Source organism: Albibacillus kandeliae (assembly GCF_003116585.1).
In the GTDB taxonomy this organism is placed as follows: domain Bacteria; phylum Pseudomonadota; class Alphaproteobacteria; order Rhodobacterales; family Rhodobacteraceae; genus Albibacillus; species Albibacillus kandeliae.
Map to the genome: position 1 here is coordinate 65,584 of NZ_QEHM01000003.1, position 12,222 is coordinate 77,805.

Here is a 12,222-nt window from a genome sequence, read left to right on the forward strand (position 1 = left end):
GGAGTATTCGCATGTCTACCTATGTTCTGGTTCACGGCGCCTGGCACACCGGAGAACTGTTCGAGGATGTCGCCCGCCCGATCCGGGAGGCCGGGCACGAGGTTCACTGTCCGACCATCGCGGGCAACGCGCCCGGCGATCCGCGCACGACGGGGCTCGACGCGGCCATCGCCTCCATCGTCTCCTACCTCGAGGACAACGACCTCGACGACGTGATCCTGCTGGGGCACAGCTATGGCGGCATGGTCATCACCGGCACCGCCGACCGCTGCCCCGAGCGCATCCGGCGGCTGATCTACTGGAATGCCTTCGTGCCGAACGATGGCGAGGCGCTGAACGATATGGTGCCGCCCCACTACGTTGCTCTGTTCGACGGGGTCAGCGCCGCAAGCCCGGACAACAGCGTGATGCTGCCCTACCCGATCTGGCGCGAGGCCTTCATCAACGACGCCCCGGGCGAGCTGGCACAGGCGGCGTTCGACAAGCTGAACGCGCATCCCTACGCCACCTTCACCGAAGCGATCAGATTGAGTCGCAACCCGGCGGAAATGGACCTGCCCAAATCCTTCATCAATTGCACCGAGGACACCGCCCTGCCCCAGAGCCTTGGCTGGCACCCGCGCCTGTCCGAAAAGCTGGGCCTGTTCCGGCTGGTGCAGATTCCCGGCAGTCATGAACTGTGCTTTTCCGACCCTGCGGCGCTGGCGCAGGCCATCCTCGCCGCGGGCCGGGACTGAGGGGCGCAGACTGTCGTGAAGACAAAAAAAGACCGGGCACAATGGCCCGGTCAGTCCAACAGGGAGGTGCACATCATAACCCGGACGTGCGCGGGATGGGGTCAATCTAGCAGGTATTATAACCCGCTTTCTGTGAAATGGGTCACATTGATTGCAATTTCAAGTAGATGAAATCAGGCGACAAGCCGATATCCGCCGGATTCCGTAACCAGCAACCGCGCATTCGACGGATCGGGTTCGATCTTTTGCCGAAGACGGTAAATATGGGTCTCGAGCGTGTGCGTCGTGACGCCCGCATTGTAGCCCCAGACCTCGTGCAGAAGCACATCGCGCGCCACCACGCCCTCGGTCGAGCGATAGAGGAACTTGAGGATATTGGTTTCCTTCTCGGTGAGGCGAATCTTCTTGTCGTCCTCGGTCACCAGCATCTTCATCGCCGGGCGGAAGGTATACGGCCCGAGCTGGAACACCGCGTCTTCCGACTGTTCGTGCTGGCGCAGCTGAGCCCGGATGCGGGCCAGCAGAACCGGGAACTTGAACGGCTTGGTCACGTAGTCATTGGCGCCCGCGTCCAACCCGAGAATGGTATCGGCGTCGCTGTCGTGGCCGGTCAGCATGATGATCGGCGACTTCACACCCTGCTTGCGCATCAGCTTGCACAGCTCGCGACCGTCGGTGTCGGGAAGGCCGACATCGAGAATGATCAGGTCATAGAGCGCTTCCTTCACGCGCTCCATCGCGCCGGCCCCGTCACCGGCCTCGAAAACGTCGAAGTCCTCGGTGATGACCAGCTGTTCGCTGAGCGCCTCACGCAGGTCCTCGTCATCGTCCACGAGCAGAAGTTTCTTGAGTTGCGACATTTTGGGGCCTCCTGACTTGCTGCACCAGATGTGGCGGTAACGCTTCCGCGACAAGATATGCTGCAGGAATTCACGCTGTCGTGTCCGAATTCGGCGAAATGTTTCACATTCCCTCAAAGAGCGCATAGATAAATGCGCGAATTGATCAGGACGCCCTCCCATGAGCTTCATGCCGGATATCACCGAATTGCTGGCACGCGCCCGTGCCGACCTGCGCATGGGCCTTCCCGTGGTCCTGCAGGGCGAGTCGCATTCGGTGCTGGCGGCCTCGGCCGAGACGCTCTCGGCCGAGCGGTTGGCGGACATGCGGGCGCTTGGCGGAACGCCGGTCGTGGCGATCACCGCGCGCCGGGCCGAAACGCTCAAGGCGCGTGCCTATGACGGCGACCTCGCCCGCGTGCTGCTGCCCTCGGACGCGGACCTCGGCTGGATCGCCTCCATCGCTGACCCGGCCGACGACCTGATCTCGCCGATGAAGGGGCCGCTGATCTCGGAGCGGGCCGGGCCCGCCGACCTGCACCGCCTTGCCATCATCATCGCCAAGTCGGCGCGGCTGCTGCCCGCCGCGGTGATCCTGCCGCTGGAAGATGCCGCCGCCTTTGCCGCGCGGAACGACCTTACCCGCATCCTCGCGGCCAGCGCCGGGCCGCACCTTGTCGAGCGCAGCCCCCTGCATGCAGTGGTCAGTGCGAGCTTGCCGATGGAGGTCTCGGAGACCGGGCGACTGCACGTCTTCCGCCCGCAGGACGGCGGCGAGGAGCACTACGCCATCGAGATCGGGCGGCCGGACCGGTCCAAGCCGGTGCTGGCCCGGCTCCACTCGGCCTGTTTCACCGGCGATCTGATGGGCAGCCTCAAATGCGATTGCGGCCCGCAGCTGCGCGCTGCGCTGTCCCAGATGGGGACGGAGGGCGCCGGGGTGCTGCTCTACCTCAACCAGGAAGGGCGCGGTATTGGCCTTGCCAACAAGATGCGCGCCTATTCCCTGCAGGATCAGGGCTTTGATACGGTCGAGGCCAACCACCGGCTGGGGTTCGAGGATGACGAGCGCGACTTCCGGCTGGGATCCGACCTGCTGAAGGAGCTCGGGTTTGCTTCGGTGCGGCTGCTCACCAACAACCCCAACAAGATCGCGATGATGGAGAAGACCGGCATCGCGGTGACCGAGCGGGTGCCGTTGAAGGTGGGCGAGAACCGGTTCAACCGGAACTACCTCGCGACCAAGGCCGCGAAATCGGGGCACCTGTTGTGACCCCTTCCGATCTGGTCCTTACCCGTCAGGGAGTGCGGTTCCTTGGCCGCCGGTTTCCCTGCTCCATCGGGCGGGGCGGCATCAGCGCGGCCAAGCGTGAGGGCGACGGGGCGACCCCTGCCGGGGTGCACAGGATCGTGGGGGTGCTCTACCGGCCCGACCGGATGACATGCCCCGTGCCCTGGGCGGTGCCCATCGGCCCCGGGGACCTGTGGTCGGACGATGTGCGCGATGCGGAGTACAACCACATGGTGCGCGCGCCCTACGCGCCCAGCCACGAGAGGCTGCGGCGGGCCGATCCGCTTTACGATCTGGTGCTGGTGACGGACTGGAACTGGCCGGATGCCGAACCGGGCTGCGGCTCGGCGATCTTTGTTCACCAGTGGCGGCGACCGGGATACCCGACCGAGGGCTGCGTGGCCTTCCGGCGCGATCACCTGCGCTGGATCGCGGCGCGCCTGACGCTGGAAAGCCGGTTGATCGTTCCTCAGCCGTAGTCGCGTTCGCCGAAGATGGCGGAGCCGACCCGAACGTGGGTCGCGCCGAGGGCGATGGCGGATTCGAAATCGCTGCTCATCCCCATCGACAGGCCCGCGAGGCCATTGCGCGCGGCGATCTTGCCCAGCAGCGCAAAGTGGAGCGACGGTTCCTCGTCGACGGGCGGGATGCACATGAGGCCCTTTACAGGCAGGTCGAGACCGCGGCATTCGGCGACGAAGGCATCGGCATCGGCGGGCAGGATCCCCGCCTTCTGTTCCTCCTCGCCGGTGTTCACCTGCACGAAGAGATCGGGACAGGAACCGATCTCCTGCGCGATCCGGGCAATGGTGCTGGCCAGCTTGGGCCGGTCGAGCGAATGGATCGCCTGAGCCAGTTCCATCGCCTGACGCGCCTTGTTGGTCTGCAGGGGGCCGATCAGGTGCAGCTCGATCCCGTCGAACTCCTCACGGAAGGCGGGCCATTTGCCGGCCGCTTCCTGCACCTTGTTCTCGCCGAAGATCCGGTGCCCCTCTTCAAGGACGGCGCGAACCCTTTCGTTCGGCTGGACCTTCGAGACGGCGATGAGCTTGGTCGCGCCTGCTGCGCGGCCTGCCTTTTCCTCGGCGGCGGCGATACGGCTGCGGATTTCTTCAAGTGACATGGCGCGCCTCCTGCATTGGTCTGGTCCGAGACAAACACCAGCGCGGCGCAAAAGAAAAGGGCGGGTCCGAAGACCCGCCCAAATTCAGACCAGTGGTCCGTTCAACTTATCAGAAGTTGAAGCGAACACCGAGGTCGGCGATCGTCTGACCGCTACCCAGCGAGGCGAAACCGCCCTGCAGCGAGGTGCCGCCGCCCAGGTCGTAGTTTGCACCCAGACCGTAGGAGGTGTCGTCCAGGGTGTCGCCGTCAGCAACGTATGCTTCGATGCTGGTTGCTGCGCCAACGTCGATCAGACCTGCCAGGACGTAGTAGTCGCCATTGTCGCCGTTGTCGGCGTAGGCCAGGGTCAGAGCGACCGGGCCCAGCGAACCACCAACGGTTGCAGTCCACTCGGTGTCGGTTGCGTTGTCGGAGTCTTGAGCTGCGACAGCAACGGTCCAGTCACCGAAGGTGTAGGCAACGGCCAGAGCGGTACGGCTGCCGTCAGCACCAGCAACAGCGCCGTCGAAGTCGAATTCGTCGTACGATGCGTGGATGTTCAGGCCACCGACGGTGTAGATTGCTTCAACACCGTTGAAGCCAGCGGAACCGCCTTCGTCGGAGTCGTAAGCTGCGCCACCGAACTGGTATGCAGTGTACTCATAGCCCAGACCGGTCAGACCGAGGTCGATCGGGTACTGGCCAGCCATCCATTCCAGGGCGCCGTAGATGTTGCCAACGCCGACTTCCAGGCCGCCAGCTTTCACGAAGAAGCGAACGCCGTTCATGCCGGTGCCGACGCGGTCGGAGCGGAAGTTGCCGCTCGGTGCGCTGGACTGCGCACCCACATCATTGATGTCGATGCCGTCGTCGTTGTCTTGCTGCATACGAACGCGGGCACCGAAGACGACGCCGCCATCGGACTCAGCGGTTGCGTCGATTTGCAGACGGAAACGGCTGGTGATGGTGGTTTCGTTCACAGCATCTTCGTTGTACTGCAGACCGAAGCGGCCGTAACCGCTCAGTTTCACATCAGCAGACGCTGCGCCGGCGGTGGCTACCAGGGCAGTCGTTGCGAAGAGAATCTTTTTCATTTGGTATCCCTCGGTTTCAGTCATAAAGCCCAAGCCAGAGAATCCGGCGTGGGTATGGACAGTGGTTTCGCTCCTAACCCGCCGTTTTGGCAAGTCTCGCCCTATTCCAATGTGGCAAAGTCGTGGCGGATGGTGCACCTTTGCCACAGTTCCGTCGTAGGCCTTAAACCGCTGCCGCATCAGCAGGGCCCGGGGCCCGCCAGGCTGGCGCGGGCGCGGTTCCGCCCCTTCCGGGCAGGGCGCTTGCACCCCCGTCCCAAAACCGATTCTGTAGGAAACGGCCTTGTTCTGATCCCCCGGCTTGCTCTATAGCGAAATCAAACGTGCAGAAGGTGTAGTATGACGCGATCGCGCTGGTGTCTCGCCCCGCTTACGGCGGCAATCGTTCTTGGCCTGGCCTCCTGCGGGGCCATCAGCGTGGGTGGTGGCGCCGAAACGACCCAGACTGCGGCCAAGACGAACTCGCCGGAACTGATCAACGATGCCGACGGCGCAACCATCTGGGATGTCTTCGGCTCGAGCACCACGGAAAAGACGGTCAACGTGAACCGTTACATCTGGTCGGCCTCGCTGGATGTTCTGAATTTCCTTCCCGTTCAGTCGGTTGACCCTTTCACCGGCGTCATCGTCACCGGGTATGGCACGCCGCCGGGCGGCGGCCGCTCCTACCGGGCGACGGTCCACGTCAACGACCCCGCACTTGACGCGCGCTCGCTGAACCTCTCGCTGCAGACGTCGAGCGGCCCGGTCAGCGCCGCCACCACCCGTGCGGTGGAAGACGCCATTCTGACCCGCGCCCGCGAACTGCGGATCCGCGACCGCAAGTACTGATCCGCGCCAGAGGGGCCGAGAACGGCATCAAGGCTGGCAACCTGAACGGATAAACACTATCACATCGCCGGGCCCTGGCCCGGCGTTTTCACTTGAGGGACTACACCGCATGTCGCGTTACTCCGCCGCGGAAATCGAAGAAAAGTGGCAGAAGGCCTGGAACGACTCCGGCATATTCAAGGCCGAACGCGATGAGAGCCGGCCGAAGTACTACGTGCTGGAGATGTTCCCCTACCCGTCCGGGCGCATCCACATGGGCCACGTGCGGAACTACACGATGGGCGACGTGATCGCGCGCTACAAGTCCTCCACCGGGCACAACGTCCTGCACCCGATGGGCTGGGACGCCTTCGGGATGCCTGCCGAGAACGCCGCGATGGCGACGGGCGGCCACCCCAAGGACTGGACCTACGCCAACATCGCCGAGATGCGCGGCCAGATGAAGCCGCTGGGCTTGTCGATCGACTGGTCCCGCGAATTCGCCACCTGCGATCCGGAGTACTACGGCCAGCAGCAAGCGCTGTTCCTCGACATGCTCGAGGCGGGCCTCGTGGACCGCAAGAACGCCGTGGTGAACTGGGACCCGGTCGACATGACCGTGCTGGCCAACGAGCAGGTGATCGACGGCAAGGGCTGGCGCTCGGGCGCCGAGGTGGAGCGGCGCGAGCTGACCCAGTGGTTCTTCAAGATTTCCTCGATGGCCGGCGAACTGCTCGACGCGCTCGACGGGCTCGACAACTGGCCCGCCAAGGTGCGGCTGATGCAGGAGAACTGGATTGGCCGGTCGCGCGGGCTTCAGATGGCCTTTGACCTGACCGAAGCCCAGGACGGCTTTGACAAGATCGAAGTCTACACCACGCGCCCCGACACGCTGATGGGCGCGAGCTTTGTCGGCATCTCGCCGAACCACCCGCTGGCCAAGGCTCTGGAAGCGCACGACCCGAAGGTCGCGGCCTTCAACGCCGAGGCCCGGCGCGGTGGTACCACCGAAGAGGCGGTCGAGACCGGCGAGAAGCTGGGTTACGACACCGGCCTGACGGTCGACCATCCGCTGGATCCGAACTGGAAGCTGCCGGTCTGGATCGCGAACTTCATCCTGATGGATTATGGCACCGGCGCGATTTTCGGCTGCCCGGCACATGACCAGCGCGACCTCGATTTCTGCCGCAAGTACGGCCTGCCGGTGGTCGACACCTTCCTGTCGCTGAAGGATCCGAAGCCGGTCGAGAACGAGGCTTTCGTGCCTGCCAAGGACGAAAAGGTGAAGTGGGTCAACCACTTCGCCGGGCTCGACGAGGCCACCGGGCAGGAAGCCATCGACGTCACCATCGACAAGGCCGAGGCCGAGGGATGGGGCGAGGGCGTGACCAAGTTCCGCCTGCGCGACTGGGGCCTGTCCCGTCAGCGCTACTGGGGCTGCCCGATCCCGGTGGTGCATTGCGCCGACTGCGGCGTGGTGCCCGAGAAGAAGGAAAACCTGCCCGTCCAGCTTCCCTATGACGAGGGCGACGGCAAGCCGATCGACTTCTCGATCCCCGGCAACCCGCTGGACCGTCACCCGACCTGGCGCGACTGTGCCTGCCCCGCCTGCGGCAAGCCCGCCAAGCGCGAGACGGACACGATGGACACCTTCGTCGATTCGTCGTGGTACTTTGCCCGCTTCACCGCGCCGCGCGCGACGACGCCGACCGTGGCGGAGGATGCCGATTACTGGATGAACGTCGACCAGTACATCGGCGGCATCGAGCACGCGATCCTGCACCTGCTCTACTCGCGCTTCTTTGCCCGCGCGATGAACGTGACCGGCCACCTGCCGACGAAGAGCCGCGAGCCGTTCGACGCGCTGTTCACGCAGGGCATGGTGACGCACGAGATCTACCAGACCCGCGACGAGAAGGGTCGACCCGTCTACCACCTGCCGGAGGACGTGACCGACGGCAAGCTGGCGGACGGCACGACGGTCGAGATCATCCCCTCGGCAAAGATGTCGAAGTCGAAGAAGAACGTTGTCGACCCGGTCAACATCATCAGCCAGTTCGGCGCCGACACCGCGCGCTGGTTCGTGCTGTCCGACAGCCCGCCGGAGCGCGACGTGGAGTGGACCGCGGCGGGTGCCGAGGCGGCGCACAAGTTCCTGTCGCGCGTGTGGCGCATGGCCCGCGACCTCGCGGATCAGCGTGACGCGGGCGTGGGCGAGATCGACAAGTCGCTGCAGGATCTGATGGACGAGCTTCAGCTGGGCCAGAACCCGCTGGATGACGAGCTGCTGCGCACCACCCACAAGGCCATCGACGAGGTGACCAAGGGTGTCGAGAGCTTTGGCTTCAACGCGGCCATCGCGCGCATCTACACCTTCGTGAACGCGATCCAGAAGAGCCAGGCCTCGGCCAAGACCAAGTGGGGCGCGATGCGCACGCTGGCACAGCTGATGTCGCCGATGACCCCGCACCTTGCCGAGGAAATCTGGACGATCCTCGGCGGCGAGGGGCTGGTCGCACGGGCACCCTGGCCGACGCCGGATTCGGCGATGATCCAGGACAATACCGTGACGCTGCCGATCCAGATCAACGGCAAGCGCCGCGCGGAGATCAGCGTGCCGGTCGAAATGCCGAAAGCCGAGGTTGAAAAAGCCGCGCTCGAGGTCGAAGCTGTGATCAAGGCGCTGGACGGGGCGGCGCCCAAGAAGGTCATCGTCGTCCCCGGCCGGATCGTGAATGTCGTCATCTAAGCGCCGTTTCCTCCTTGCCCTTCCGCTGGCCGTGCTTGTCGCGGCCTGCGGGTTCGAGCCGGTCTATGCGCCCGGCGGGACCGGTGCCGCGCTACGCGGACAGGTCGAGTTCGATATCCCGGACACGCGGGACGGCTACCTGCTGACCCGCAACCTCGAGGAACGTCTCGGCCGGACGCAGGTGGGCAGCTATCACCTCTCGGTCAAGCCCAGCGTCACCAGCGAGGGGCAGGCCGTGACCAAGAGCGGCGACATCACCCGGTTCAGCCTCGTGGGACGCGCCAGCTACGTGCTGCGCAGGGTCAGTGACGAGAGCATCGTCGCCTCGGGCACGGTCGAGAATTTCACCGGCTATTCCGCCACCGGCACCACGGTCGAGACTCTCGCCTCGCAAGATGACGCCCGCGACCGGCTCATGGTGATCCTCGCCGACCAGATCACCGCACGGATCTATTCCACGGCGGACCTTTCCGGATGAAGCTTTCGGCGCGGGAGGCGAATGGCTATTTCGCGCGGCCCGACGCCGACAAGACGGGCCTGCTGATCTATGGCGCGGATGCCATGCGCGTGGCGCTGAAACGCCAGCAGACGCTGAAATCGCTCCTTGGCGACAATGCCGAGGAAGAGATGCGTCTGACCCGCATGGCGGCAGGCGACCTGCGCAAGGACCCCGCGATGCTGCTGGATGCGGTAAAGGCGGTCGGGTTCTTCCCCGGGCCGCGCGCCGTGTTCGTGGAAGAGGCCAACGACACCGTCGGGCTGGCCATCGAGGCGGCGTTGCAAGACTGGGCCACGGGCGATGCGCAAATCATCGTGACGGCGGGCCAGCTCAAGGCCACGTCGAAGCTGCGCAAGACCTTCGAGAACCACCGCAACGCCTATGCGGTCGGCCTGTACGACGATCCGCCGGGGCGGGCCGAGATCGAGCAGATGCTCAAGGATGCGGGTGTTCAGAACATTTCCGGCGAGAGCATGACCGCGCTCGCCGACCTCGGTCGCGAGCTGGGGCCCGGGGATTTTGCCCAGACGCTGGAGAAGCTGGCGCTCTACAAGCGCGGCGACGACTCGCCCGTCTCGCACGAGGATATCGAGGCCGTGGCGCCCCGCTCGACCGAGGCCGCGCTGGACGACCTGCTGAACGTCGTCGCCGAGGCGCGCAGCACCGAGCTGGGTCCGCTGATGCGCCGCCTGGAGGCGCAGGGCACCAACGCGGTGTCGCTGGTGATCGGGGCGACCCGGCATTTCCGCACGCTCTACGCCGCCGCCGCCCACCCGGGCGGGGCCGCCGAGGGCATCGCGCGGCTGCGGCCCCCGGTCTTTGGCCCGCGCCGCGACCGGATGCTGCGGCAGGCCCAGAACTGGGGTGCGCCCAAGCTTGAAACGGCGCTGACCGTGCTGACTGACACCGACCTTCAACTGCGCTCGGCCGGACAGACCGCGCCGGGCATGGCCGTGGCCGAGCGGGCCTTGATCCGCCTTGCCATGCTTGCCGGAACACGCTGAAACCTCAGGGGAAATCAATGTATACACTGATTGGCAAACTTGCGAGCCGCGCCTTCCGCGTGGGCTGGATGCTGGAAGAACTCGGCGTCGAGTGGGAACAGGTGCCCGCCTCGCAGCACACCGACGAGGTCTATCGCCTGAACCCCGCGGGCAAGATCCCGGCGCTGGTGGTCGACGGTGACGCGGTGCTGGTCGATTCCACCGCCATCATGACCTACCTCGCCGACAAGCACGGCAAGCTGACCTTTGCCGCCGGTACGCTGGAGCGGGCGCGGCAGGACGGCTTTACCCAGACCATCATCGACGAGTTCGACCAGGTTCTCTACACCTCGGCCCGCACCGGCGCCCTGATCCCGGAAGAGCTGCGCTCGCCGCAGGTGAAGGACGGGCTGCACTGGGAATACCGGCGCAACCTCGCGCGGTTCGCCGAGACCTTCGACGGCCCGTTCCTGATGGGCGAGCAGATGACGCTGGCCGACATCCTGTTGACGCACTGCCTGCAGTGGGGCGCCATCGCCAAGTTCCCCTTCGAGAGCGACAAGATGCGCGCCTACGTCAAGGACATGACCAGCCGCGACGCCTATCGCAGCGCCCACGCGAAGATGAGCTGATGACCAGGGCGCTGATCCCGGACTCGCTGGCGGCGGTCGAGGCGGACTGGCGGTTCTCGCCCGGTCTGATCTCGGGCGGGCATGTCTTTCTGACCGGGATCACCGGGCAAAAGATCACCGGCGAGATCCCGGACAGCCCCGAGGAACAGTACGAGACCGCGTTCGACAATATCGCGCTGATCCTTGCCGAGGGCGGCATGACGCTGGCCGACATGGTTGACGTCACGACCTACCACATGGACCTGCAGAAACATCTGCCTGCATTCCGCAAGGTCTGGAATGCGCGCGTTTCACGCCCATATCCGGCATGGACCGCCGTGGGGGTGACCGAGTTCATCATCCCCGGCAACTATATCGAAGTGAAGGTGGTGGCGCGTCTGCCAAAGGTGTAGAACGCCTCCGACCCACGCAAGGAGACCAAGATGCTCAAAGGACTAGGTGGCCTCGGCGACATGGCCAAGATGATGAAGGCCGCGCAGGAGATGCAGACCAAGATGGCGCAGCTCCACGAGGAGATGCACAACCTGACCGTGACCGGCGAGTCCGGTGCCGGACTGGTCAAGGCCGTCTGCACCTGCAAGGGCGAACTGAAGTCGCTGGACATCGACCCGTCGATCTTCAACTCGGACGACAAGGAAGTCGTCGAGGATCTGATCCTCGCCGCGATCAAGGACGCGCAGGGCAAGGCCTCGGAACGCGCCAAGGAAGAAATGGGCAAGATCACCGAGAGCATGGGCCTGCCCAAGGACATGGACCTGCCCTTCTGAGGCGAAAGCGACCCCATTGAGCAGTACGCGCGAGATCGACAACCTGATCGACCTGATGGCCAAGCTGCCGGGCCTCGGCCCGCGCTCGGCCCGTCGTGCAGTGCTGCACCTCATCCGCAAGCGGGCGCTCTTGCTGACCCCGCTCGCGGATACCATGCAGACCGTTGCCGCCACGGCGCGCGAGTGCCTGAACTGCGGCAACGTCGGCACCGCTGACATCTGCGATATCTGCGAGTCCGAGAAGCGCGCGACCGGCGAACTCTGCGTCGTCGAGGACGTGGCGGACCTCTGGGCGATGGAGCGCTCGGGCGTGTTCAAGGGCCGCTACCACGTGCTGGGCGGCACCCTGTCGGCGCTGGACGCGGTGGGCCCGGAAGAGCTGCGCATCCCGCGCCTGATGGACCGGATCGAGGCCGAGGGCATCAGCGAGGTCATCCTCGCGCTGAACGCCACGGTCGACGGGCTGACGACGGCGCATTACATCGCCGATCAACTGGGCCACCGGGTCCGCATCACCTCGCTGGCACAGGGCGTGCCCATTGGCGGCGAGCTGGATTACCTCGACGACGGCACCATCACGGCCGCAATGCGCGCGCGCAAGGAATTGTGATCGCCTGTCCTGGCTCCCTGCGGGGCAGCGGCGGGATTGCCTGATTTCAACTGAAAACATGGTACTTTGGCGCGGAACCGGGCGGCCCTGACCGGCGTCCGGCGCTG

Annotated in this window: 14 protein-coding genes; 11 read left to right on the forward strand and 3 right to left on the reverse strand. The window is 65.1% G+C overall.

Going from position 1 to position 12,222, the window contains the following annotated elements; genetic code table 11:
- The first annotated feature begins 11 nt into the window (after window positions 1–11).
- Window positions 12–737 (forward strand): alpha/beta fold hydrolase, encoded by a 726-nt coding sequence (locus DDT93_RS06280; RefSeq protein WP_109464965.1) that lies wholly within the window; start codon window positions 12–14, stop codon window positions 735–737.
- A 173-nt stretch (window positions 738–910) separates the two neighbouring features.
- Here the strand turns inward: DDT93_RS06280 and DDT93_RS06285 are convergent, their stop codons facing one another.
- The gene (locus DDT93_RS06285) at window positions 911–1,597 is read right to left on the reverse strand and encodes a response regulator transcription factor (protein ID WP_109464966.1); all 687 of its coding nucleotides are present in this window, start codon (window positions 1,595–1,597) and stop codon (window positions 911–913) included.
- A gap of 160 nt (window positions 1,598–1,757) precedes the next feature.
- Here DDT93_RS06285 and ribA point away from each other — a divergent pair, with 160 nt between their 5' ends.
- Window positions 1,758–2,849, forward strand: coding sequence for a GTP cyclohydrolase II (gene ribA / locus DDT93_RS06290; protein ID WP_109464967.1), 1,092 nt, complete (start codon window positions 1,758–1,760; stop codon window positions 2,847–2,849).
- A complete protein-coding gene (locus tag DDT93_RS06295; RefSeq protein WP_109464968.1) occupies window positions 2,846–3,346 on the forward strand; it encodes a L,D-transpeptidase family protein in 501 nt (166 codons plus the stop codon). The genes ribA and DDT93_RS06295 overlap by 4 nt, the downstream gene beginning before the upstream one ends.
- On the opposite strand, the gene DDT93_RS06300 is transcribed toward DDT93_RS06295, so the two are convergent.
- Together DDT93_RS06300 and DDT93_RS06305 are read right to left on the reverse strand one after the other, a co-directional pair.
- A complete protein-coding gene (locus DDT93_RS06300; protein ID WP_109464969.1) occupies window positions 3,337–3,990 on the reverse strand; it encodes a YggS family pyridoxal phosphate-dependent enzyme in 654 nt (217 codons plus the stop codon). The genes DDT93_RS06295 and DDT93_RS06300 overlap by 10 nt on opposite strands.
- A gap of 109 nt (window positions 3,991–4,099) precedes the next feature.
- Window positions 4,100–5,065 (reverse strand): porin, encoded by a 966-nt coding sequence (locus tag DDT93_RS06305; RefSeq protein WP_109464970.1) that lies wholly within the window; start codon window positions 5,063–5,065, stop codon window positions 4,100–4,102.
- A gap of 339 nt (window positions 5,066–5,404) precedes the next feature.
- On the opposite strand from DDT93_RS06305, the gene DDT93_RS06310 reads away from it, so the two are divergent.
- The 8 genes from DDT93_RS06310 to recR all read left to right on the forward strand — a co-directional run bounded on the left by DDT93_RS06310 (window position 5,405) and on the right by recR (window position 12,115).
- Window positions 5,405–5,896 carry a DUF3576 domain-containing protein gene (locus tag DDT93_RS06310; protein WP_109464971.1) on the forward strand — a complete coding sequence of 164 codons (492 nt, stop codon included), beginning with the start codon at window positions 5,405–5,407 and terminating at the stop codon, window positions 5,894–5,896.
- Between the two features lie 109 nt (window positions 5,897–6,005).
- Entirely contained in the window at window positions 6,006–8,624 is a 2,619-nt protein-coding gene (gene leuS, locus DDT93_RS06315) for a leucine--tRNA ligase (protein ID WP_109464972.1), read from the forward strand.
- Window positions 8,611–9,102, forward strand: coding sequence for an LPS assembly lipoprotein LptE (lptE, locus tag DDT93_RS06320; RefSeq protein WP_109464973.1), 492 nt, complete (start codon window positions 8,611–8,613; stop codon window positions 9,100–9,102). The genes leuS and lptE overlap by 14 nt, the downstream gene beginning before the upstream one ends.
- Window positions 9,099–10,127 (forward strand): DNA polymerase III subunit delta, encoded by a 1,029-nt coding sequence (holA, locus tag DDT93_RS06325; protein WP_109464974.1) that lies wholly within the window; start codon window positions 9,099–9,101, stop codon window positions 10,125–10,127. The genes lptE and holA overlap by 4 nt, the downstream gene beginning before the upstream one ends.
- 17 nt (window positions 10,128–10,144) lie before the next feature.
- Window positions 10,145–10,738, forward strand: coding sequence for a glutathione S-transferase family protein (locus DDT93_RS06330; RefSeq protein ID WP_109464975.1), 594 nt, complete (start codon window positions 10,145–10,147; stop codon window positions 10,736–10,738).
- Window positions 10,738–11,130, forward strand: a complete 393-nt coding sequence (locus tag DDT93_RS06335) for a RidA family protein (RefSeq protein WP_109464976.1) — start codon at window positions 10,738–10,740, stop codon at window positions 11,128–11,130. Before DDT93_RS06330 ends, DDT93_RS06335 begins: the two co-directional genes overlap by 1 nt.
- Before the next feature lie 30 nt (window positions 11,131–11,160).
- Window positions 11,161–11,505 (forward strand): YbaB/EbfC family nucleoid-associated protein, encoded by a 345-nt coding sequence (locus DDT93_RS06340; protein WP_109464977.1) that lies wholly within the window; start codon window positions 11,161–11,163, stop codon window positions 11,503–11,505.
- Between the two features lie 16 nt (window positions 11,506–11,521).
- Complete coding sequence (gene recR, locus DDT93_RS06345) at window positions 11,522–12,115, forward strand: recombination mediator RecR (protein WP_109464978.1); 594 nt, start codon at window positions 11,522–11,524, stop codon at window positions 12,113–12,115.
- Window positions 12,116–12,222: the final 107 nt, after the last annotated feature.

What these genes read in the sequence shown, in the direction of transcription:
- DDT93_RS06280 (WP_109464965.1), top strand. Translation starts at nt 12, where the DNA reads ATGTCTACCTATGTTCTGGTTCACGGCGCCTGGCACACCGGAGAACTG.
- DDT93_RS06285 (WP_109464966.1), bottom strand. Translation starts at nt 1,597, where the DNA reads ATGTCGCAACTCAAGAAACTTCTGCTCGTGGACGATGACGAGGACCTG.
- ribA (WP_109464967.1), top strand. Translation starts at nt 1,758, where the DNA reads ATGAGCTTCATGCCGGATATCACCGAATTGCTGGCACGCGCCCGTGCC.
- DDT93_RS06300 (WP_109464969.1), bottom strand. Translation starts at nt 3,990, where the DNA reads ATGTCACTTGAAGAAATCCGCAGCCGTATCGCCGCCGCCGAGGAAAAG.
- DDT93_RS06305 (WP_109464970.1), bottom strand. Translation starts at nt 5,065, where the DNA reads ATGAAAAAGATTCTCTTCGCAACGACTGCCCTGGTAGCCACCGCCGGC.
- DDT93_RS06310 (WP_109464971.1), top strand. Translation starts at nt 5,405, where the DNA reads ATGACGCGATCGCGCTGGTGTCTCGCCCCGCTTACGGCGGCAATCGTT.
- leuS (WP_109464972.1), top strand. Translation starts at nt 6,006, where the DNA reads ATGTCGCGTTACTCCGCCGCGGAAATCGAAGAAAAGTGGCAGAAGGCC.
- lptE (WP_109464973.1), top strand. Translation starts at nt 8,611, where the DNA reads ATGTCGTCATCTAAGCGCCGTTTCCTCCTTGCCCTTCCGCTGGCCGTG.
- holA (WP_109464974.1), top strand. Translation starts at nt 9,099, where the DNA reads ATGAAGCTTTCGGCGCGGGAGGCGAATGGCTATTTCGCGCGGCCCGAC.
- DDT93_RS06330 (WP_109464975.1), top strand. Translation starts at nt 10,145, where the DNA reads ATGTATACACTGATTGGCAAACTTGCGAGCCGCGCCTTCCGCGTGGGC.
- DDT93_RS06335 (WP_109464976.1), top strand. Translation starts at nt 10,738, where the DNA reads ATGACCAGGGCGCTGATCCCGGACTCGCTGGCGGCGGTCGAGGCGGAC.
- DDT93_RS06340 (WP_109464977.1), top strand. Translation starts at nt 11,161, where the DNA reads ATGCTCAAAGGACTAGGTGGCCTCGGCGACATGGCCAAGATGATGAAG.